Source organism: Lentilactobacillus curieae (genome assembly GCF_000785105.2).
GTDB classification, from domain to species: domain Bacteria; phylum Bacillota; class Bacilli; order Lactobacillales; family Lactobacillaceae; genus Lentilactobacillus; species Lentilactobacillus curieae.
Genome location: NZ_CP018906.1, coordinates 869,590 through 892,440, shown reverse-complemented (window position 1 = coordinate 892,440; position 22,851 = coordinate 869,590). Strand labels below are relative to the sequence as shown.

The window sequence follows — 22,851 nt, the reverse complement described above, 5'->3', positions numbered from 1 at the left end:
AAGGAGTTTACTAAATGAAAAATCTTTATACTAGCACTCGCAATAACACAATTGAACTCTCAGCAAAGGCTGCAATCAAAAAGGGCTTTGCTGACGACAAAGGTCTTTTTGTTCTTCCTAATATAGAAGACATTAATATTGATATTAAAAACCTAACCGAATTAAGCTACCAAGATATTGCTGCTTTAGTACTTAAAAACTTATTACCTGATTTTAATGCTAAAGAAATTTCAAGCAGTATCAGTAATGCGTACTCAAATAGCTTTGATGATGATAAAATCACCCCAGTCGTTTCAGTAGGCAACTTTCACGTTTTAGAGTTGTTTCACGGTCCAACAGCTGCCTTTAAGGATGTTGGCTTACAACTCCTTCCGCAACTAATGACTCACGTTTTGGACGCTGGTAATCAGGTAATGATCCTTACAGCAACTAGTGGTGATACTGGTAAAGCTGCCCTTGAAGGCTTTAAAGACCAACCAAATATGGGAATTACCGTTTTTTATCCCCATGGCGGTGTCAGCAAAGTTCAACAGTTACAAATGGCAACTACTGGTGGAAAAAACACAAAAGTTGTAGCCATTGAGGGTAACTTCGATGATGCTCAGACCAACGTCAAACAACTGTTTAATGATAAAAAACTTAAACAAGCAATTGGCGAAAACGTTAGCTTATCAAGTGCCAATTCAATCAACATTGGTCGCCTGATTCCACAGGTTGTATACTACTTCGATTCATATAAACAACTTGTAAACCAAGGTGCAGTCAAGCTAGGTGATCCAGTTAACTTTACTGTTCCTACTGGAAACTTTGGCGATGTCCTGGCTGGATATTATGCAAAAATGATGGGATTGCCCGTTGATAAGTTTGTTGTTGCTGCAAACGAAAATAAGGTTCTGGCAGATTTCTTTACCAATGGAACATACGACCGCAACCGACCATTTTTCAAAACCGTTGCCCCAAGTATGGATATCCAAATTTCAAGTAACTTTGAACGCTTGCTCTACTATAAGAGTGGCCAAGATTCTAAATATGTAGCTAATTTGATGAGCCAATTAGAAACTGAAGGCAAATATCAGGTTTCTCAAGCAGTTCTCGATTCAATCAAGGAAGACTTTTACTTTGGTTACAGCATTAATGATGATATTGAGGCATCTATCCAAGATACCTATTCAGAGCATAACTACCTAATGGATCCGCACACTGCAGCCGGATATAAAGTGATGCGTGACTATCAACAAATCGATAGTGAAACTCCAATGGTCTTGTTAAGTACCGCAAGTCCATACAAGTTTGTCGGCGCCGTTAACGATGCGATTCACGTATCAAATAGCGATGATCCTCAGCAGATGATGGCTGACATCAACCAAAAGACGAAAGTAGCCATCCCAGAAAACCTCAAATCAGTATGGAGTTTACCAATCAAGCACAAAGATGTAATTGAAAAAGCAGATATGGAAAATTATGTGTTAGCCAAAGTTAAGGAGGTATTCGATGATAAAGATTAAAGTACCAGCAACCAGCGCTAACGTTTCTGTTGGGTTCGATACCCTTGGCTTAGCGGTGGCGATTTACTCAACGTTTATTTTTTCAGAGAGTAGTTCAAAGTTAGAAATCACCGGAACTGATTCCAAATTTCAAAACGCAAACAATCTGGTGTATAAGGCCTTTGTTCGTGGTTGCGAATACTTAGAACAACCAGTTCCTAACGTAAAAATCGAAATTGATAGTGACGTTCCCGTTTCTAGAGGGCTTGGTAGTTCCGCTGTATGTATTGTTGCTGGACTTAAAGCAGCTAGTGAGTGGTTTGGTGGCAAACTCAGCGATGACGAACTAGTAGTTCTCGCTACCAAAATGGAAGGTCACCCAGACAACGTGGTGCCAGCTATTTTAGGTGGGTTACAATTATCGTTTCTAGATGACAATAACCATCCCCAACTCGTTTCCTACCAGGTTTCCGATAACCTAAACTTTGTAACTCTGATTCCTGATTATCAAGTAAGCACTGATGAAGCACGCGAGGCTTTACCAACTTCACTCAGCTACCAAGATACTGTCCACCAAGTCAGCCATTTTGGAATGTTAATCCATGGAATCGAAAACGGAAACTTAAATGAATTAAGGATGGGTATGGATGACCGAATGCACGAACCATATCGTGCTAAATTAATCCCTGACTACTCAACGGTTCAAGAATTGGTCAAGAATTTTAACGGTGCACTCTACATTAGTGGTAGTGGCTCAACAATGATGGCGGTTCTTTCTAATTCTGAAGATTCGAATCAACTAATTGGCGCCGCTAAAAGAAAATTCCCAAACTGGCGAGTTGAATCAGTAATGATAGATAACGCCGGCGTAACAAGTGAGGTATCCAATCGTGGAAAAGTATTACATCGTTGATAGTTCAATATTGCCGGAATCATTTGGAAAGGTGATTGAAGCCCGCCAGCTACTAGAATCTGGTAAGTTTCACCAAGTTAGTGAAGCCGCGAAACATGTCGGAATCAGTAGAGGAACTTACTACAAGTACAAGGACCTTGTTTTTTTGCCGGAAGAAAACATGATGGATAGAAAAGCGGTAATTTCACTATTACTCGAGGACAAGCAAGGAGTGCTTTCAAAGGTATTGATGGCAATCTCAGACTGTCAGGCAAGTATTCTGACGATTAACCAAAACATCCCCATTCACAGTATTGCCACATTAGTACTATCAATCGATTTAACGCATTTGCAAGGAACGATTGATGATCTATTGAATAACATTCGAGAAATTGATGGAGCAAGTAATGTTTCGTTAATTTCAATTGACTAAATAAAAAAAGGGATTTCCTGAGTAGGAAATCCCTTTTTAAATGCTCATTTTATTTAATTACTTCCAAAGTTGCCACCAGTGACGTTTTTCCTCGCCAGCTGCATTGTAAGCAGTACTTCTGCTTTGACTTCCAGCAGGACGGTAACCATTTGGAATATTGTCATCGCTGCTTCCTTCAATTGACTTTGATTGGTCAGTTTTACTTTCCAATTGCTTTAACTTGTTTTGGACATCTAATTGGAGTCGTTGTGATTGATCTAGCAATTGATGCAACTCAGCAATTTGCTTATCCTTAGCTTTTAATTGCTTAGTTTGTTCATCAAGTTGTTCTGAAAGTAATTCATACTCCTCTGCATTCACAGCTGGTACGCTACTTTGCTTCTCAGCTTGTTTTGAAGTTGACTTTGATGAGCTACTTGCAGCAGCTGTTTTCTTTTCTGACTTGGTGTTCTCGCTATTGTCACTTTCGGCTGACTTAGAGTTTGCGAACTGTTTCTTTAGTTCCTCAACCCCTGAATCAGTGATCAAAATCTTGTTACCATTTTTCTCGGTATATGTATCTCTGAACTTATCGTCCATGTGTTTGCGAACTGCCGTTTTTGAAACGTTCAGTTGATCCGCAATTTCCTTGATAGTTAAACTCATTGACTTCGCCCCCGCGATTTCTTTTTTAAGTTTGCAATTTCCAGATTCCATTATATTGGTTTATTTATAATAGAGCAAATTGTTTTAAATTAGAAAATGATTAGAAAATTATTGACAATCTCATGAAACTTACGGTAAAATAGTGCGAATAATAATTAATGTCGGAGTTTTCAGAACTACCTATTTTTAGTCGGAGGATAATTCTTCTAAACAATTAGAAATAGGCATTTTTTGTTTACTACCAAATTTAATCAATCACTGAAATGGAGTGTTTCTATGAGCAAATTAACTGAGCGCATGTTTCGTAAAGAGGACCCTGCGGTCTATCAAGATAAGGATTCCCATCTGATCAGAAGTTTGACCACAAAAGATTTCTTGGCACTGGGTGTCGGGACGATTGTTTCTACCTCAATCTTCACCCTTCCTGGTGTTGTTGCGGCTCAACACGCTGGTCCAGCTGTTGCCCTTTCTTTCGTTGTCGCTGGTGTAGTTGCCGCCTTGGTCGCCTTTGCATATGCAGAAATGTCTGCTGCAATGCCTTTCGCCGGCTCAGCATATTCTTGGATTCACGTTGTCTTTGGCGAATTCTGGGGTTGGATTGCTGGTTGGGCGTTACTTGCCGAGTACTTTATCGCCGTGGCGTTTGTTGCATCTGGTCTATCTGCTAACTTCCAAGGATTAATCGGACCACTCGGAATCAAACTTCCCGCATCACTATCAGCTGCTTCAACTGGTTCTAACGGTGGTCTAGTTGATATTATTGCCGTTGTTGTAGTTGTTTTAGTTGCCTTGTTGCTTTCTCGTGGTGCATCACAAACTGCCCGCGTTGAAAACACATTGGTTGTCCTTAAAGTTTTAGCAATTATCGTATTTATTATTGTTGGTTTAACCGCAATTCATGTGCAAAATTATGTGCCATTCATTCCTAAATACCATGTTAACGCTGATGGTTCAGCATTCGGTGGTTGGCAAGGTATTTATGCAGGGGTTTCAGAAATCTTCCTTGCATATATCGGTTTTGATTCAATCGCTGCTAACTCAGCTGAAGCCAAGAACCCACAAAAGACAATGCCTCGTGGAATTCTCGGTTCACTGTTGATTGCCGTTGCCCTTTTCATCACCGTATCACTTGTCCTTGTTGGTATGTTCCACTACTCAAAATATGCTAACAATGCTGAACCTGTTGGTTGGGCACTACGTCAAAGTGGTCACGGAACCGTTGCAGCGGTTGTCCAAGCAATTGCCGTTGTTGGTATGTTTACAGCCCTAATTGGAATGATGCTTGCCGGTTCACGTTTACTTTACTCATTCGGTCGTGATGGTTTGCTACCAAAATGGCTCGGAAAATTAACTAACAACTTACCTGACCGTGCATTAATCGTCCTTACTATTATTGGTGTTCTTTTGGGATCAGTTTTCCCATTCGCATTCTTAGCACAATTAATTTCCGCAGGTACCCTTATTGCCTTCATGTTCGTTTCTGTCGGTGTTTACGCCCTTCGTCCACGTGAAGGAAAGGACATTCCAATGCCTAGTTTTAAAATGCCTCTTTACCCAGTTCTTCCTGCCTTAGGTTTCTTAGGATCACTTGGTGTTTTCTGGGGACTTGATATTCAGGCAAAAACTTACGCATTTGGTTGGTTTGTATTCGGGATCATCATTTACTTCCTTTACGGAATCCGTCATTCAAACGCGGGGCGTGAGGAAAAGTAATCACGTTTTAATTTAACAACTTAATAAGGAGTGGATTGTATGAACAAATTGGAAAAAGCTACTGCTTTAATCAATGATGAAAGTCACTATAACGCCGACTGTACGCGGATTGATTACTACAATTTAGTAATCGATCATGCCCACGGGGCAACGCTTGTTGACGTTGACGGTAATGAGTACATTGACTTATTAGCCAGTGCATCCGCCATCAACGTTGGGCACACACCCGATAAGGTCGTCGATGCCATCACTGAACAGGCCAAAAAGCTCATTCACTACACTCCCGCTTATTTTCATCACACTCCACAAATTGAGTTAGCTGAAAGACTCACAAAACTTGCTCCTGGCGATTCAGAAAAAATGGTTAGTTTTGGGTTAACTGGATCTGACGCTAATGATGCCATCATCAAATTTTCAAGAGCATATACAGGCCGCCAATACATCGTATCTTTCATGGGCTCCTATCATGGCTCCACATATGGCTCTATGAGCCTGTCTGGGACCAGTCTAAACATGACAAGGAAAATGGGTCCAATGTTGCCTGGCGTCGTTCACGTGCCATACCCTGACCTATACAGACGTCTTCCCGGAGAAAGTGAACATGATGTGGCAATGAGATACTTTGATTCATTTAAAAAGCCATTTGAATCGTTCCTTCCAGCTGATGAAGTTGCCTGCGTATTGATTGAACCAATCCAAGGTGACGGTGGAATCGTGAAGGCCCCAGAAGAATTCATGCAACTCGTTTACAAGTTCTGCCACGAAAATGGTATCTTGTTTGCAGTCGATGAAGTCAACCAAGGACTCGGTAGAACTGGTAAGATGTGGGGAATCCAGCAATATGACAACATTGAACCGGATTTAATGTCGGTCGGCAAGTCGATTGCTGCTGGAATGCCTCTAAGCGCTGTTGTTGGTAAGAAAGAAGTTATGCAGAGTCTTGAGGCTCCCGCAAACGTGTTTACCACAGCCGCAAACCCAGTTTGTTGTGCCGCATCGCTCGCTACCCTCGATATTCTTGAGGAGGAGGACTTGGTCAACAAATCAAAGGTCGATGGCGAATACGCAAAGCAACAATTCCTCGACATGCAAAAGCGCCATCCAAATATTGGCGATGTAAGAATGTGGGGACTAAACGGTGGAATCGAACTGGTTAAGGATCGAGAAACCAAAGAAGCTGATCCTGACTTTGCTACGAAAGTTATCTACTATGCATTCCAACATGGAGTGGTTATCATTACCCTTTGCGGAAACATTCTTAGATTCCAACCACCGTTGGTAATCACTCGCGAACAGCTTGATAAGGCGTTTGCGGTTCTCGATGATGCGTTTACCGCCGCTGAAAACAATGAAGTTGAAATCCCAGCTGATGCAGGAAAGATCGGCTGGTAATTAAATAGCAAACATAAACCACCCGTTCAAAGTGAACGGGTGGTTTGTATTTTAAAAAAAGATTGGAGTTAAAAGCCATGAAAGCCATCGGTTATACAGAACATTTACCTATCCAGAACTCAAATAGCTTAATTGATATAGAGGTTCCTAAACCAACCCCACAGGGGCATGATTTACTAGTTAAAATCAACGCCGTTTCAGTTAATCCTGTCGACATTGCAGTGCGGACTAACAACGAGAAGCTAACGTCTCCAAAAGTAATCGGCTGGGATGCCGTGGGTATCGTTTCTGAAATTGGAAACGATGTTTCGCTATTTAAAGTTGGTGACCGAGTATTTTATGCGGGTTCATTTATTAGGCCCGGCAGTAATAGTGAATTTCAACTAGTTGATGAGCGAATCGTTGGCATTGCTCCTAAAAAGTTGGATGATGCACATGCGGCAGCAATGCCACTAACTTCGTTAACCGCCTGGGAAGCTTTATTTGAACAGATGAACATTAACCCGACCGATAAAAACGCAAACCAGGGAAAAACTTTGCTAATCAATAATGGTGCTGGTGGCGTTGGCTCAATTGCAACCCAACTCGCACATCTAGCAGGGTTAACAGTGATTGCCTCAGCATCACGACCCGAAACCATTGAATGGGTCAAAGAGCATGAGGCTGACTATGTAGTGGATCACCACAAAAACTTTGTGGACCAGGTTCGCGAACTAGGTTTTCATTATGTAGACTATATTCTAGATCTGAAAGGGCTTGACCAGCATTGGAATGAGTTTGCTGAACTGATTGTGCCAAGCGGGAAGATAGTTTCAATTACTGGAAGCAGACAGCCACTTGATTTAACCATCTTAAAACAAAAACGGGCAACATTTGCTTGGGAGTGGATGTACACAAAGTCTAAATATCAAACTGCAGATATGATTAGCCAACACGATATTTTGAACCAAATCTCCCAAATGCTAGATAGTGGGATTATCAAAAGCACACTTACAGAGCAGTTGGCACCGATCAATGCCCAAAACCTACGTAAAGGTCATGCATTGGTAGAAGCTAACAAAATGATTGGCAAAGTAGTAATCACGAACGATTAAAAAATCATTGGGAAAATTGTTCTAGGTTGGTACAATAAGAGTATAAATTTAAGCAAAGGAAGTCAGAATAATGGCAAACTATCAGAACAAAGTCTACCTCGCCTCACCATTCTTTTCAGAAGGGCAAAAGAACCGTATCAAGGAGGTTGTTGAGCTATTAAAGCAAAACCCAACCATTGATAGCGAAGGAATCTTCATTCCTGAGGACCACCAGTTTGAAGCAGAACCCTTCGGAACATTTAAATGGCAGGATGCCGTATTTGCTTCAGATATGCGTCAAGTTCACAAAGCAGACGTAGTGGTTGCCATTTTAGATTACCAAACTGAAGAGGGTAATCCAGAACCAGATTCTGGCACCATCTTTGAAATCGGTGCAGCTTTTGAACACAATACCCCCGTTATCATGGTACAGTTTGAAACTGCTCACAAGTTAAACCTAATGCTAGCTAGAAGCTACACTGCCTTCTTTAACGGCAAAGATGATATCCAAAATTTGAAGAAGTACGACTTCAATAATTTGGAACAAAAGTACTCCACAATGGAAGTATTTTAAACTAAATATTAGCGTTGCTTTGAAAACGAAAAGGCCACTTTCATTTTAATGAAAGTGGCCCTTTTTATTTTCATATTTACTAACTTAATAAACTAGCATTGAGATCAAAATCGTTAAAAAACCAATTACTGAAATAATCCAACCAATAGGGGAAGTCTGTTTAATTTCACTGATAACGGCAACCATTTCAATCACACCCTTTCTTACAATGTAAGAGTAACAAATAGATGTAAAAAACTAGCTAATCAATTGTAAAACGACAGTAAATATTTTCGGTTACTTCCCGCCCATTATTCGACTTAACAATTCCGGATCAGACTTACCAGGATTGAGCTCCACAATTTTACCCGCTGAACTATATACAATCCATTCAGAAATATTGACCAAATGATCACCAATTCGTTCGAGCAACTTGATAACAAGTAAGTAACTGGATGTCGCAGCGGCTGTTGTAGAGTCTCCCGCCACGGCTTTCGTAATTGCATCACGGATTTCAATGTAATGCTTATCAACTTCGATGTCCTTTTTTGCCACTGCAGTGGCCTTGGCATCGTCATTAGCAGCATACGCATCCAGAACTCCTGAGAGCATTTCGCGGATTTCGTCAGACATTTTACTAATTTGGTTTTCAATTTCGGGAACTCGCTGACTTCCTTTTTCCCTAATGGTCTCTCGCGCAATCCCAACTGCATGATCCCCAACCCGTTCCAAGTCAGAGGATGCCTTTAAAATACTAATAATCACTCTAAAATCAGTTGCCACAGGCTGCTGCAAAGCAATCAACTCAAGTGCCTGTTTTTCTAGTCCCATCTCATCATCATTAGTTTCATTGTCGTAATCGATAACTTCTTGAGCAAGTTGCTTATCATGATCCACAAATGCTTTAGTTGCTCGATAAATTTGTTCACTAACGTTAATTCCCATTTCGGAAAATCTAACGTGTAGTTTCTTTAGTTCGTCTTCAAATAATGCTCTCATCATCTGGCCTCCTAACCAAATTTTCCATTAAGGTAGTCACTAGTCTCCTGCTTATCAGGATTGATAAACATTTTCTTGGTTTGCGAATATTCAATTAAGTTTCCGTTTAGTAGAAACGCAGTTTTGTCAGATATTCTGGAGGCCTGTTGCATATTATGTGTGACGATTACGATTGTGTATTGATCACGAATATTCATTAATGTATCCTCGATTTTTGCGCTAGAAATTGGATCAAGCGCACTCGTTGGTTCATCCAAAAGAACTACGTCTGGGTGAACTGCCAGTACTCTAGCAACGCAAATTCGTTGTTGTTGACCACCGGAAAATTCCCAGGCATTCTTGTTCAAATCATCCTTTACTTCGTCCCAAATTGCCGCTTGTTTTAAACTAGTTTCAACCCGTTCATCTAGTTCATCCTTGCTAAACTTGCCATTGGTTCGCAAACCATACGTAACGTTGTCATACACGCTAAACGGAAACGGATTTGGTTGTTGAAAGACCATTCCGACCCGACGTCTAAGTTCAACTACGTCTGTTTTAGCATCGTTTATATCAGTCCCATCAAGCCTAATATCACCCGCCACTCGCGTATTGGGCACTAGATCATTCATGCGATTAAGACATCTAAGATAGGTCGACTTACCGCATCCAGAAGGACCAATCAACGCCGTAATCCCCTGTTTTGGAATATCTAAGTCAATTCCATGAAGGGCTTCCTTTTCACCGTAAAACACTTTTACGGCACTACTCGTTATTACGTTTTCCATATGATCACCCCTTAGCCAAAGTTTCCAGAAATATAGTCTTCAGTTGCCTTTACTTGGGGCGTTGTGAATAGCGTGCTAGTTTTATCAAATTCAAGCACATGACCCATGTGGAAAAACGCCGTGTAATCAGCAATTCTCGAAGCCTGCTGCATATTGTGAGTCACAATGATAATCGAATAATCTTCACGAAGTTTTTGCAACGTTTCCTCAATCTTGGCTGTTGAAATTGGGTCTAAGGCACTTGCAGGTTCATCTAAAAGCAAGACATCTGGTTTCATTGCAACGCACCTAGCGATGCATAGTCTTTGCGCCTGGCCACCGGATAGAGCTAACGCACTCTTGTCCAAGTCATCTTTGACTTCATCCCACAGAGCAGCAGCTCGGAGACTTTCCTCAACTCTTTGGTTAAGAACTTGTTTGTCTTTGATCCCATTCTTTTTCAAGGCAAAGGTAATGTTATCACGAATTGATTTAGCAAAGGGATTGGGTCTTTGAAATACCATACTAATATGTTTACGAACTTCGTAAACATTCACGCCCTTGTTATTAATATCGGTATCTCGGTACATTATTGCACCTTCCACGTTGGCTACCCGATCATTCATTCGGTTTAAACAACGAAGATAAGTGGACTTTCCAGATCCAGATGCGCCAATCAAAGCTGTGATTCGATGCCTTGCAAATTGCAAGCTGGCATCATGCATTGCGTGATTTTTGCCGTAGAACACTTGCAGGTTTTCGGTTTCCATTGCAAGTTCGCGATTCAATTTAATAATGTGAGTATCTTCAAAGTCATACTGTTTCATACTTTTCACCTACTTCGTTGCCGTCATTTTGTTATAGAGTCGTTTACCTGCCCACCGAGCTAATAGGTTAAACAACAGGATTACGATGATTAAAACCGCTGAAGAACCTGCAGAAATGGAAAGTGCGTCAGGGGTAACTGCTTCTGTATTAACCTTCCAGATGTGAACCGCTAAAGTTTCCGCTGGCCTGAACGGATTCAGAAAACTATCTGCTGACATTGGATTGAAGTCGCCATAGTTGACCACGGGAGAACTTTGTCCCGCGGTATAAATCAAAGCAGCCGCTTCCCCAAATACCCGTCCAGCACTTAAAATGATTCCAGTTAGAATACCGGGCAATGCAGCAGGTAGCACAATTCCGGTGATGGTTTTCCAATTTGATAACCCGAGCGATAACCCAGCCTCACGCTGTAAATCGGAAACGTCAGAGAGGGATTCTTCAATATTTCTTGTAAGTAGCGGTAGGTTAAAAAACGTAAGGGCAATGGCCCCGGCTAAAATCGAAAACCCCATTTTAAATTGAATAACAAATAGCAGGTAGCCAAACAATCCAACAACTACTGAAGGCAATGAGCTTAGAACTTCAATTGCGGTTCGAATAATTCCGGTAAACCAATTATCAGCTGCGTATTCAGAAAGATAAATTCCCGATCCCAAAGCAATCGGAAACGAAATTATCAAAGTGAGAACCAACAGGTAAAGTGAATTAAATAATTGATCACGGATTCCACCGCCAGCTTTAAAGGACTGAGAGGCAGAGGTCAAAAAGTGCCATGACATGTGTGGTATTCCTGCATATAGAATATAGCCAAGAATTCCGGCCAGTATCAGCACCACAATCCCAACCAAGGCCATAATGATTCCAGTCGCTACGTTATTACTAGTTTTAGGATTCATTTTTTCATCTGACCTCGCTTCCCGATAAACCTAACGATAATGTTAAAAACAAGTGACATAAACAGTAAGACTAGCGCCAATGACCACAGGGCATTGTTTGGTAACGTTCCTAAAGTTGTGTTACCAATTTCACTTGTCAACTGACTAGTCAGCGTTGATGCTGGTGAAATTAAACCCTTTGGCATAATTGCTGCATTACCAATCACCATTTGAACTGCAAGTGCCTCACCAAACGCTCTTGCCATTCCAAAAATAATTGCAGTCAAAATTCCAGGAGTTGCCGCCCGGAGAACAACCTTATAGGTGGTCTGCCACCTAGTTGCCCCCAGAGCTAATGAAGCTGAACGAAAGTACAAGGGCACCGCTTTGATGCTGTCCACACAAAGCGACGTAATGGTAGGTAATACCATAACGAATAGGACGACGGTCCCGGCTAAAATCCCGAAACCAGTACCTCCAGCAACGTGGCGGATTGCCGGAACGACCACCGTTAATCCAATAAATCCATAAACAACCGACGGAATCCCCACCAGTAATTCAATTACTGGTTGTAAAAATCGCGAACCTCTTTGCGGCGCAATTTCTGTCATAAAGATTGCGACTGCTAATGCAAAGGGGGTGGCCACCAATGCTGCAAGAATCGTGACACTAAATGAGGTTACGATCATCGGTAGTGCACCAATTTCTGGTTTCCCTTTACTATCGAGCATTCCTGGATTCCAATTAGTTTTCGTTAAAAAATCAGTAATACTAGCGTGATTAACAGTGAACGTTGCAATTCCTCTAGTTGCGATGAAGTACAAAATTGAAATTACCAATAAGCCAACTAGTGCAATACATACGTAGCTGATTGCTTTTCCAAAGTAGTCCTGTCTTGTCGCTTTAGATGAACGGGTCAATTTTTCCTTGATTTCATCCATGCTTACCCTCCTGAAATAAAAAGCTTCGATCTCAATTCAGACCAAAGCTTCTATTGATTACTTCTCAGTTACTACATTTTTAGCATTCTTTTGAACCTTCATATCGTGAATGCTAATGTAACCAAGTTTTTGAACCAATCCTTTTTGAACCTTGTCTGATAGAACATACTTGATAAACTTGTTGGCTGTCTTGTTTGTTTTAGCCTTTGGTGTGTACATGTGTTCATATGACCAGATTTTCCACTTGTTATTAGTTACATTCTTATCAACTGGTTTTACATGATCAATCGACACTGGTTCGAGTTTCTTATTAATGTATGAAAATGCAAGGTAACTAATGGTTCCTGGGGTGCTTGAAACGATCTTTTGAACAGTACCATTGGAATCTTGTTCTTGAGATTTAACTGCTTTAGCTCCTTCAAGGACTGCGCCCTCAAATGTTGCCCGAGTTCCTGATCCTTGTGCCCGGTTCACAACGGTAATCTTTTCGTTTTTACCGCCAACTTGTTTCCAGTTTGTGAACTTACCAGTGAAAATTCCTTTAAGTTGACTCATTGATAAGTTAGAAACCCCAGCAGATTTATTTACAACTGGTGCCATACCAACCACGGCAACTTGATGATCAACTAGCTTATTGGCCTTGATTCCTGCTTGTTGCTCAGCAAAGATATCTGAGTTTCCGATTGCGACAGCACCGGTTGCAACCTGGCTAAGCCCTGTTCCTGAACCACCACCTTGAACGGTGATATTGGCACCCTTGTTTGCCTTTTGATAGTTAGATGCTGCTTGTTCAACTAATGGTTGCAAAGCAGTCGAGCCAACCGCCGTTACCTTGGCGTTAGCAGATTGAGATGAAGAAGACTTTGATGCACTAGAACCACACCCAGCTAAAATTACCCCAAGTGCTGAAAATGCGATTGCGACAGAAACTAGTGACTTCTTTTTCATGATATTTCCTCCTAAATGTAAATCCCAAGTTTTGTGTACTGCTCTTGAGTACGGTTTTAATATATCAAGGCAATGTAAATATCAAGTTTTGTTTTTGTAAATGTATCGTAAATTCGCCCAATTTCTGTTTTATATATGGGATAACTATGGTGAGGAAAAAACATTTAGCGGAGGGACAGCCATGGTAGCCGATGTTTTATTAATAAGTTCAGATTTAAAATTACAGCAACAGATTGAAAGCGAACTTAATAGTTTTCATATCCTTATGAAAACAACAAACTCGTTTTCATTTGAGCTGATCAAAACCTGTTTTGCCATTATCTGGGATTTAGGTAACATACCGTTACCAACGGATCCAGCATTACTTTCGTTCATTAGAAACCAAGTAGTGGGACCAATCATCATTTTGGATAAACAAAATCGCCCAAATTCATTTATCAAACAGTGCTTCATGGACTACCATTTTGATGACTACCTATATAAACGGCCCATTTCCGAAATTGGCTACCGGCTAGTCCAAAAAATGTGGGCATACCAAAAAAACGTTCCGCTTGCTAACCGCAAACAGAACGAATCTCAAAATATCATTAGCACAGCAAACCTCAAAATCAATCTGGATACCTTCACTGTGCTAGTTGACAATCACCCAATTAAGCTCAGCCCCATTGAGTATAAACTTCTGTTATTCTTTATGGAGCACCAGGGTGTGGTTTTGAACCGAGTACAAATCGCAGCTGAGGTCTGGGAAAATACAAGTGGGGCAACGCTCAGAATTATTGACACTCACATCAGTAACCTTAGGAAAAAAATCGAACTCAATCCAAAAAGCCCCCGATTGTTAAGAACAATCAGGGGGTTCGGGTATATGTTTGGCAATTAAATTATGTATTCTTACTTTTGTTTCGAAAAGAAGTTAGGGATAATTAGTAGAATTACTCCAATAACTAATGACCAGCCAAACGCACCATTTGGCCGATTATGCCCAATAACTGGCATTAGTTGTTCTACCGTATGGCTTTGAAAATGGACAAACCAGATTGCGGCCGCAATTAAAAAACAAATGATCGCCGCGAGTCCAAACAGATGACGAACTTTTACTGACATACATGCATCTCCTTGTTTAAGCAACTTAACATCCCTTTAGTTATACCACAATTATTATTTTAAGGATAGAAACCCAAAAAGTCTGTACCATCAGTTTAGCTGATAGTACAGACTTTTACATTTAAAACTATTCACTATTCTAAATTTGCGTGTCGTTGTTGCATCTCTGATTCTGTAATGGAGAATTTTTCCATATAACCAAGCACAAATGCATCTCCATAAAGGAATACCGACTGTTCAAACAATGAACCCATTGGCTGAACAGTTGTTGAATTTTCTTCGTACTTCGCCTTACCACCTAGGAAAACAACCTGTTCAGCAATTTCCGTTAAAGGCGTATCGCGACTAGTTGTAATTAGTCCAACTTTAGCGCCAACCGTTTGAGCTTTTTGAGCAAGCATGACTGCCTGTGCAGTGGTTCCGGATCCAGAAGCAACCACTATAACATCTCCCTCAGTAATTGGCGGGTTAGTAGTTTCGCCAACCACAAACGCTTGCTTACCTAATTGGGATAGCCGCATCGCAAAAGCTTTGATTGCTAATCCTGATCTACCGGCTCCAATTACAAAAATTCTGTTGGCATCATGGATAAAGTCAACAAACTTATCATCAACAGTGACATCAACCTGATTGAGCTCACCAATTATTTTTGACCAATAATTATCCATTCAGACAACTCCTCTTAATCCTTAGGCATCATTGCCTTGATTTGCTTAGCTGCAGCAGCTGGATCATCTACAGTAGATATTCCACCACCAACGATTAATAGGTCTGGGCCTGCCGCAATAATCTTTTCTGCAGTATCAACCTTGATTCCACCGGCAACCGCAGTTTTAGTAGTAATTACGTTTTCTTTAATCGTATTAAATGCCTCAAATGGCGTTTCACCAAGTGCTTGTAAATCATATCCTGTGTGAGTACCAATGTAATCTGCGCCCATGGCGTCAACTTCTTTAGCACGTTTAGCTAAATCATGAATTCCAATCATATCGACTAATAATTCTTTGCCAGCATCGTGGGCAGCTTTAACTGCATCCTTGATGGACTGGTCTTCAGCAGCTGCTAGAATCGTTGTGATATCAGCGCCATACTTGAAGGCTTGTTCAACTTCATATGAAGCCACGTCCATGATTTTCAAATCAGCGAGTAATGTAATATCGGGGAATGCTTCGCGAACTTTCTTGAGACCTTCCAAACCAAAGTTAATTACTAATGGTGTTCCGTATTCAAAGATATCAACACTATCTTTAGTCTTTTCAATTAACTTAATTGCACCGTCAACATCTTCCAAGTCGATTGCTAATTGTAATTTCATTGTAAATCCTCCTAGTAAACAGCTTACCTATCTCCGTACCAGCCAAATTATATATTATTTTTTGAGCGATAGGGGACATTTTAAACTCATTGCTTACATTTAACAAGCATTTTTTAAACAGCAATTCTTCTAACCGTTCCATTTGTCTCTTTACGCCAACTTGGAGCGTTTAGCGTAGAAATGCCGACGCCACCCGTATCAGACTGCCTGTGGTCATGTAAAAATAGGTTGTTACCGAGGTACATCGCCACGTGCGAGTTGACCTGACCCTTAGAGTTGGTGAAGAAAAATAGATCTCCACGCTTTAAGTTTTTAAATTTTTCAGGTTGTCCCATTTCAACCAAAGTATACGTCGTAACGCTGCTTAAATCGCCCAACGTAATTCCGGCCTTACTATAGCAATACCTAACAAAAGAAGAACAATCAAACTTATGGTGTTTCACATCAGCTATATTTCTGCCACCACCATAATCATATCCTGAATGACCTACTAGTTTCAAACCAGCTTTGATGGCCGTTTCAACCTTAGCATTGTTTCCGGCTAATGCGTTCAAATCTCGGAAACTAACTTGCTGAGCGCTTACCCAGTACGTGTGTGCCTTATCCTTAAACTTAATGTAACCTGTTTTGGCACTTCCATTTAAATCTGAGCGCCTTGTTGCCATGATGTTCTTAGTAACTTTGTTATCGCTAACCGTCCCTAAATATTTTGCCCCACGTGTTCCAGCTGGGGCCGAGAATAGTTTGGTACTATTTGCTTTTAGCCGTAACTTATAAGGGTATTTATAAGTTTGAAACACATGATTTGGTGCCACTTCACCCTTAACCTGAGTTACCGCGGCTGGCATGCTATCAGGGCTGAGCGTTGACTTAACAGCTACAAAACCAAAGATGGCAACTACTGCAATCCCAGCAGACCAAATAGCAAATTTTTTATGCTTCATAATTGACCCCCATTTCGCTATTAGTATTACACTTTATGTATAATATGTACGAAAATGAATCAATCCTTATAGATTACTTATGGATGATAATTGATTCTTAATATTTCACTGGCTCTTTTTTCTTCTCTTTCACAGGTTTCTTAACCATATCGTAGATCCAGAAACTTTGATGATACATGTCTATAAAACTTGCTAAAAATTAACTTCCAATCATCAGTCAGCGCACTAGGTTAACACAATTCTCTATCCAAAAAAGACCAGTTAGATATCTACTAGATACCAAACCAGTCTTCAATAAATATGCCAAACCATATATTCTTTTTTATTTTGTTCCGTCAGCCAACTCTGAGTCACTAATCACTGAATCCTGATTTTTAAGTCCATGCAATGAATGCTTAATCAGCAACGGTGCAATCAACGTAGTCAAAATAATAACTAAGATAACAGCTGAGTAGTACTGACTAGAAATTATGTGTTGTGAAAACCCGATTTGGGCAGTAATTAGTCCCATTTCACCACGAGAAATCATTCCTGAACCAATCAGATAACTACTGCGTAGCGAATTTCCACTAACTACGGATCCTAATCCACAGCCTAATAATTTGCTAGCACAGGCGAGGGCAGTAAGCACAATTACCAAACCGAGCGATTGCCCGATCCCAGAAAAACTCATCTTCAATCCAATACTAATGAAGAAAACTGGGACAAAAACTGCGTAACCAATCGATTCGACGTGTGATTCAATCAGTTTAGCTTCAGCAGTCTTAGAAACCGCAATTCCTCCAAAGAATGCACCAACAGCACCACTCAAACCAACTTTCTCAGCAAGCCACGCCATGAACAAGCAGATTACAATACATACAATTGTGGGGCTTGATGACATCAGCAGTTTTTCAGAGATTCCCATTAGGTACGGTACAATCCACTTCATCATGAAGTAGGTTACAGCCACAAATATCACTTGGCCAATAAACAGAACACCAAACTTACTGAAATCTACTGATTGTCCACCTTTAATAGTTCCAATCAGTGAGACCATGATAGACAGTAGAACAACACCGATGATGTCATCCGCCACCGCAGCACCCAATATCGTAGCGCCTTCCTTTGTGTTTAATGAATGGTAGTCCTTCAACACTTCAACACTAATTGAAACAGACGTTGCACTAAAGATAACTCCGATAAATATTGCTTCAAACATCGAAAAGTTAAACCAGATTAATGCAATTCCAATCATGATCACTGGAAAAATTACCCCAATAACTGCAACAATAATCGCCGGTCGCAGGTATTTTTTAAGGAGTTCCAAATTACTGCCGATTCCACCAATAAACATCAACACGATAACGCCGATATTTGAAAATAAATTAATTGCACTGGTGGGCTGAATCAGATTAAGCACTGCTGGACCAATAATAATTCCGGCACCAATTTGCCCAATTACAGCGGGAATCTTGAATCGATTCGCAAGGTGACCACACAACGTTGACACGATTAGCAAGAAACATAAAGCACCAATAAAGTCCATTTTGTTTCCCCCTTACAGTTAACTATTCGTGTTCGATTTCAGTTGCCTTTTCACCACTGAATGAAGTTGCAAAGTGGATGATCAAACCAATTGCTAGCCCGATTCCTGCAGGTAGTAACCAGTCCATTCCAAGACTTGCTCCTGGCAAGAAGTTATCCAATTTAAGAATTCCTTGAGCAATTGCTGATTTAGAGATAATTGCTGGAGCTGAAGCAATTGCATCCAAAATTGCTGGAATAATGGTAAAAATGGTGGTCCAGATGTAAACTCTACGATCCTTGTTAAATAGTGGTGAAGTAATCGACAAGATGATCAGAGTGATTGCAAGTGGATAAAGGAACATCAACATTGGAGTTGACCAAGCAATGATGGTATCCAAGCCAACGTTAGCAAATGCAAATGAGAAACCAACTGCCATGATGTTAAACGTTCTGTATGAAATATTTGGGAACTTTCTGTGAAGTGCTTCAGAGAATGATGCTGATAACCCAACTGCGGTAGTCAAGCAGGTAAGGGTAGCCATGATTGCTAAAATAATTTGTCCGGTCATACCAAGGTAATGATTGGCAATTTGGTTGAATGCAATTCCACCATCAATACTGGTTTTAAACATGCTCAAACTAGTAGAGCCTAACCAAATTAGCCCAATGTAGATAATTGCTTCAAGACCAATCCCAAGTAGTCCTGATTTTAATGTTGTCATTGAAATCTGACGAGGACTCTTAGCACCTAGGCCTTTAATTGCAGTAACAATCGCAATCCCAAAGAGTAATCCAGCAATACAGTCCATTGTGTTATAGCCTTGAAGAAAACCATTAAGCATTGCTGCGTTACCATAACCAGTTGATGGGGTCATGCTGTTGCCACCATGGATTGGTTGTGAAAATGCGAACCCAAAAATAATTGCTAGTAAGATTAAAAATGCAGGGTTAAGTAATTTTCCGATGGTATTAATAATGTTCGTTGGCTTTCTTGACGCCCAGTAGGTAATTCCGAAGAAAATAAGTGAGTAGATAAACAGCCACAATGGTTGATCGGCCTTACTTAAATGACTGGCAAATCCAATTTGAAATGGTACAGTTGCGGTTCTGGGAGTGGCAAATAATGGTCCCAATGTTGCGCAAACTAACAACATGAAAAATGTTGCGTATTTACTACCAATTGGTTTTGCCAGATCATAAATTCCACTACTTCTAGTAACGCTGATTGCAATAATTGCTAATAATGGTAAGAGTGTTCCAGTTAATAAGAACCCAATTCCGGCAATTAACCAGTTTGATCCTGCGAGTTGTCCTAAATGAATTGGAAAAATTAGATTCCCGGCACCAAAGAACATCCCGAACAACATTGATCCAATAATAATATAGTGTTTCATCCCTAATTTAGTTTCCTGATTATTCATGTAAATCTCTCCTCTTTAATTCGTAAGTTACCAGTCAACATTGTCATCATTTTCACTCGGGTAATCCCGCCAGCTGATTTAAATTTCATTTTTAGTTCTCCTTTCAATGCATAAAAAAAGTCCCTTGAAGTTAATAACTTCAAGGGACGAATTGATTTAGAATTCGTGGTACCACCCAGCTTCACAACGACCTCACAGCCATTGTCTCATCATGTACGGCGGAAATTCCGCGATACACTGGCGCTGTAATGGGCGCACCCAGCAAACACTAAATCACTCTCGCGTTTGCGGCTCAGAGACTACTTTCACTTACTCCGTTCAGCGATCCAATTTCACCTAAGATGGACCTCTCTAATCTGAAATAGAGCAGCTACTTTTCTCTTCACAGCCGATTAATCAAAATCTAATTGTATTAAATACTATTCAGAAAACATCAATTTGTCAAATACTTTTTGCAAAAAACTTTTCTAGTGACTCGAAGCATCACTCGTGAGGCCTAGAAAATCAGCGACATCTTCAAGATCTACTGATTTAATCGCAGGACCGCCAATTTCCTTTAAAAATACCAAATTAAGCTTACCATCATGATTTTTCTTATCATTTTTAACTTTAGCTAATACTTGTTTTGGAGAAACACTTGGCATTTCAACTGGCAGGTTAACCGATGCCAAGCGTTCCTTAAGCTGCTCAGTAACTGTAGCTGGAGTCAGTCCATGGTCAGTAAAAACCTGGCTGATTGCTACCATCCCAATTGCTACTGCTTCTCCGTGGCGGAGCTTGCCATCACTAAGTGCTTCAACGGCATGGCCAATTGTATGGCCAAAATTGAGAACTTGCCGAAGGCCGCCCTCCTTTTCATCCGCTTCAACTACCTCAGCTTTATATTTAATTGCTAGCTCACTGAGTTTTTCAGAATTTTTTAAAATATCGGTAGGTGAATTAATCATCTTTACTAAACTCCAAATGTCATGATCGGTAAGACCGGCCACCTTAACTACTTCTCCGTAACCCTCGACCAAGTCACGCTGATCCAACGTCTTTAACGTTTCAGGATCAACAATCACTAAATCCGGCTGTAAGAAAGCCCCTAAAATATTTTTAGTCGTTCCCAAATCAACCGCAGTCTTACCACCCACAGAACTATCTACTTGGGCTAAAAATGATGTTGGAATCTGGATTAAAGGCAATCCCCGCATGTATGATGCAGCTACAAATCCTGCTAGATCCCCAGTAACACCACCGCCCAGAGCAATTACTCCATCATCACGGTTAAATCCATCATCGGTCATCTGCGTCGCCAGTTCACCAAGTACATCAAGTGATTTTGATTGTTCGCCAGCAGGAAATCGGTAAGCACAAACGGTAAATCCTGATTTAGTAAGTGATTCTGCTACCTTTTCTTGGTAGAGTGGGGCAACGTTGTCATCACTAATCAAAGCTACCTTGCGTGGTTGCCACACAGAAGCTACCAAGGAACCGGTACTTGCTAATAGATTTCTACCAATTTTTACTTGGTATGGATGGCTCGGAATGTTAACATCTAGAATCTCCATTAAGCATTCACCTCAGCCTTCTGATTTGGTTTGACCAACGAACGAATAGCAAATGCTTTATCAGCCATTGCTTGGAACTCATCAGGTTTCAGGGCTTGAGCACCATCAGAAAATGCGTGTGCTGGATCATCATGAATCTCAACCACTAGTCCACTAGCTCCAATCGCCACCCCAGCTAACGCCTCACGGGTAACAAATTCTGTATGTCCGGCAGCGTGACTTGGGTCTACGATTACTGGGTAGTGTGATAACTTCTGCAAGACTGGCACAGAACCAACGTCTAGAGTGTTCCGAGTATATTTGTTATCAAACGTCCGAATTCCTCTTTCAGCAATCATAATCTGTTCATTTCCACCAGCCGCAATGTACTCTGCTGCATTCAAAATATCATCAACGGTTGCGGACATCCCGCGCTTCAACATCACCGGAATATTAGTCTTACCAACCGCTTTTAATAGCGAGAAGTTTTGCATGTTTCTAGCGCCAATTTGAAAAATATCAGTGTACTTGCCAACCATTTCTACGTGATCTTCATCCATAACTTCAGTTAAAACATCCATACCAAATTCATCTGCTGCTTGGCGTAAAAACTTTAATCCCGGTTCACCTAAACCTTGAAATGAGTATGGTGAGGTTCTGGGTTTGAATGCACCACCACGTAAAACTGTGGCGCCGCCTTGTTTGGCGACAGCAGCCATTTTCCGAACATGGGCCAATGACTCTACTGAACATGGTCCCGCCATCATCGTAAAGTTATCGCCACCAATTAGACTATGGGCAGTTTCGATTACCGTATCCTCAGGATGAAATACCCGACTGCCTTGAATTGCTGCTGGATGGTTTTCAATAATTTCCTGAGTGGCCGCCAATTCTTCTGCACTTAAACAATCACGGTCAGCACCCTGAATTGCCACCCGGTTTCCGTGAGTAAAAACGTCTGCTTTATTAGCAAACCTTTGACTAATTTCATGCACCATTGCTTCATTTCCTGGTTTAATAACGATAATCATAATAATCCCTCATTTCTAAAATTTAGTTAAATAAAAACCCGCAGTGAGAGTTTTCACTGCGGGGAAATTTGGGTAAAAAATAAGGCCCCACAGTGTTCAATCAATACTGTGTGACCAATAATTGAGCTTAACAAACCTTGGCCGCACAAGTTGTAGACAGTGCCTGCAACTTGTACGTCGTAGACACTAGCGTGGCCAAAAATAATAAGACTGTGAAAATGCTAGTGGTTTAGTTTGCATAATGAGAATCTCCTGTTAAAGTTTTAATTTAATTGTTTTGAAGTCTAGTCCTGTGACGGACAATTGTCAACATCTAAAATTAATTTTCTAATTATCGGTTGACTTTTTCTCATAAAACTCGTATCTTATTCCCAATATAAATTTACATGCCCATCAAACCGATGAGGTGGAGATCAAGGTTAGTGTGCACGCACAGAGAGTTACTGGAGCTGAGAAGTAACCGAACGCAGCTA

General features: G+C 40.7%; 23 protein-coding genes and 2 other annotated features (1 of these 25 only partly in view). Of the genes, 8 read left to right on the top strand and 15 right to left on the bottom strand.

The features are described from left to right. Positions 1–14 precede the first annotated feature (14 nt). Genes thrC through PL11_RS04285 form a run of 3 tightly spaced genes read left to right on the top strand, consistent with a single transcriptional unit; the run spans position 15 to position 2,809 of the window. Entirely contained in the window at positions 15–1,505 is a 1,491-nt protein-coding gene (gene thrC / locus PL11_RS04295; RefSeq protein WP_035166596.1) for a threonine synthase, read from the top strand. After that, positions 1,492–2,397, top strand: coding sequence for a homoserine kinase (thrB, locus tag PL11_RS04290; RefSeq protein WP_035166593.1), 906 nt, complete (start codon positions 1,492–1,494; stop codon positions 2,395–2,397). Before thrC ends, thrB begins: the two co-directional genes overlap by 14 nt. Next, positions 2,375–2,809: an ACT domain-containing protein gene (locus PL11_RS04285; protein ID WP_035166591.1), complete on the top strand. Its 435-nt coding sequence runs from the start codon at positions 2,375–2,377 to the stop codon at positions 2,807–2,809. Before thrB ends, PL11_RS04285 begins: the two co-directional genes overlap by 23 nt. 57 nt (positions 2,810–2,866) lie before the next feature. Here the strand turns inward: PL11_RS04285 and PL11_RS04280 are convergent, their stop codons facing one another. Continuing rightward, complete coding sequence (locus PL11_RS04280; protein ID WP_035166590.1) at positions 2,867–3,454, bottom strand: HTH domain-containing protein; 588 nt, start codon at positions 3,452–3,454, stop codon at positions 2,867–2,869. 276 nt (positions 3,455–3,730) lie between these two features. Between PL11_RS04280 and PL11_RS04275 the strand changes: the two genes are divergently transcribed. The 4 genes from PL11_RS04275 to PL11_RS04260 all read left to right on the top strand — a co-directional run bounded on the left by PL11_RS04275 (position 3,731) and on the right by PL11_RS04260 (position 8,206). Beyond that, complete coding sequence (locus PL11_RS04275) at positions 3,731–5,167, top strand: APC family permease (protein WP_035166589.1); 1,437 nt, start codon at positions 3,731–3,733, stop codon at positions 5,165–5,167. Positions 5,168–5,206: 39 nt separating this feature from the next. After that, on the top strand, positions 5,207–6,559 hold the full coding sequence (locus PL11_RS04270) for an aspartate aminotransferase family protein (RefSeq protein ID WP_035166588.1): 1,353 nt from the start codon (positions 5,207–5,209) through the stop codon (positions 6,557–6,559). Positions 6,560–6,636: 77 nt separating this feature from the next. Continuing rightward, on the top strand, positions 6,637–7,653 hold the full coding sequence (locus PL11_RS04265; RefSeq protein WP_035166587.1) for a zinc-binding alcohol dehydrogenase family protein: 1,017 nt from the start codon (positions 6,637–6,639) through the stop codon (positions 7,651–7,653). A gap of 70 nt (positions 7,654–7,723) precedes the next feature. Beyond that, entirely contained in the window at positions 7,724–8,206 is a 483-nt protein-coding gene (locus PL11_RS04260) for a nucleoside 2-deoxyribosyltransferase (protein WP_035166586.1), read from the top strand. Positions 8,207–8,482: 276 nt separating this feature from the next. Here the strand turns inward: PL11_RS04260 and phoU are convergent, their stop codons facing one another. Genes phoU through PL11_RS04230 form a run of 6 tightly spaced genes read right to left on the bottom strand, consistent with a single transcriptional unit; the run spans position 8,483 to position 13,522 of the window. Then, entirely contained in the window at positions 8,483–9,184 is a 702-nt protein-coding gene (phoU, locus tag PL11_RS04255) for a phosphate signaling complex protein PhoU (RefSeq protein ID WP_035166584.1), read from the bottom strand. Positions 9,185–9,195: 11 nt separating this feature from the next. Next, the gene (gene pstB / locus PL11_RS04250; RefSeq protein WP_035166583.1) at positions 9,196–9,951 is read right to left on the bottom strand and encodes a phosphate ABC transporter ATP-binding protein PstB; all 756 of its coding nucleotides are present in this window, start codon (positions 9,949–9,951) and stop codon (positions 9,196–9,198) included. Positions 9,952–9,962: 11 nt separating this feature from the next. Then, positions 9,963–10,766 carry a phosphate ABC transporter ATP-binding protein PstB gene (gene pstB / locus PL11_RS04245; RefSeq protein WP_269466546.1) on the bottom strand — a complete coding sequence of 268 codons (804 nt, stop codon included), beginning with the start codon at positions 10,764–10,766 and terminating at the stop codon, positions 9,963–9,965. Next, on the bottom strand, positions 10,767–11,654 hold the full coding sequence (gene pstA, locus PL11_RS04240) for a phosphate ABC transporter permease PstA (RefSeq protein WP_035166581.1): 888 nt from the start codon (positions 11,652–11,654) through the stop codon (positions 10,767–10,769). It abuts the gene before it with no gap. Further along, the gene (gene pstC, locus PL11_RS04235) at positions 11,651–12,574 is read right to left on the bottom strand and encodes a phosphate ABC transporter permease subunit PstC (protein ID WP_035166580.1); all 924 of its coding nucleotides are present in this window, start codon (positions 12,572–12,574) and stop codon (positions 11,651–11,653) included. The genes pstA and pstC overlap by 4 nt, the downstream gene beginning before the upstream one ends. Before the next feature lie 57 nt (positions 12,575–12,631). Next, the gene (locus PL11_RS04230; RefSeq protein ID WP_035166579.1) at positions 12,632–13,522 is read right to left on the bottom strand and encodes a phosphate ABC transporter substrate-binding protein PstS family protein; all 891 of its coding nucleotides are present in this window, start codon (positions 13,520–13,522) and stop codon (positions 12,632–12,634) included. A gap of 265 nt (positions 13,523–13,787) precedes the next feature. Here PL11_RS04230 and PL11_RS04225 point away from each other — a divergent pair, with 265 nt between their 5' ends. Then, positions 13,788–14,402 (top strand): winged helix-turn-helix domain-containing protein, encoded by a 615-nt coding sequence (locus PL11_RS04225; protein ID WP_191982089.1) that lies wholly within the window; start codon positions 13,788–13,790, stop codon positions 14,400–14,402. 11 nt (positions 14,403–14,413) lie between these two features. On the opposite strand, the gene PL11_RS04220 is transcribed toward PL11_RS04225, so the two are convergent. From PL11_RS04220 to aroF, 8 genes are all read right to left on the bottom strand, one after another. Next, a complete protein-coding gene (locus PL11_RS04220; protein WP_035166575.1) occupies positions 14,414–14,626 on the bottom strand; it encodes a hypothetical protein in 213 nt (70 codons plus the stop codon). Positions 14,627–14,760: 134 nt separating this feature from the next. Then, positions 14,761–15,294, bottom strand: a complete 534-nt coding sequence (gene hxlB / locus PL11_RS04215) for a 6-phospho-3-hexuloisomerase (protein WP_035166574.1) — start codon at positions 15,292–15,294, stop codon at positions 14,761–14,763. 14 nt (positions 15,295–15,308) lie between these two features. After that, positions 15,309–15,941 (bottom strand): 3-hexulose-6-phosphate synthase, encoded by a 633-nt coding sequence (hxlA, locus tag PL11_RS04210; RefSeq protein WP_035166573.1) that lies wholly within the window; start codon positions 15,939–15,941, stop codon positions 15,309–15,311. A gap of 113 nt (positions 15,942–16,054) precedes the next feature. Then, positions 16,055–16,885 (bottom strand): C40 family peptidase, encoded by an 831-nt coding sequence (locus PL11_RS04205; protein ID WP_035166571.1) that lies wholly within the window; start codon positions 16,883–16,885, stop codon positions 16,055–16,057. Positions 16,886–17,207: 322 nt separating this feature from the next. After that, positions 17,208–18,413, bottom strand: a complete 1,206-nt coding sequence (locus PL11_RS04200; RefSeq protein ID WP_035166570.1) for a cation:proton antiporter — start codon at positions 18,411–18,413, stop codon at positions 17,208–17,210. Between the two features lie 22 nt (positions 18,414–18,435). After that, positions 18,436–19,815, bottom strand: coding sequence for a branched-chain amino acid transport system II carrier protein (brnQ, locus tag PL11_RS04195; protein WP_035166569.1), 1,380 nt, complete (start codon positions 19,813–19,815; stop codon positions 18,436–18,438). A gap of 139 nt (positions 19,816–19,954) precedes the next feature. Beyond that, positions 19,955–20,210: a binding site (T-box leader), on the bottom strand. Positions 20,211–20,282: 72 nt separating this feature from the next. Then, a complete protein-coding gene (gene aroB / locus PL11_RS04185) occupies positions 20,283–21,368 on the bottom strand; it encodes a 3-dehydroquinate synthase (protein ID WP_035166567.1) in 1,086 nt (361 codons plus the stop codon). Further along, positions 21,368–22,378, bottom strand: coding sequence for a 3-deoxy-7-phosphoheptulonate synthase (gene aroF, locus PL11_RS04180; protein WP_035166565.1), 1,011 nt, complete (start codon positions 22,376–22,378; stop codon positions 21,368–21,370). The genes aroB and aroF overlap by 1 nt, the downstream gene beginning before the upstream one ends. Before the next feature lie 392 nt (positions 22,379–22,770). Then, positions 22,771–22,851: a binding site (T-box leader), on the top strand; it runs 167 nt beyond the window's last position.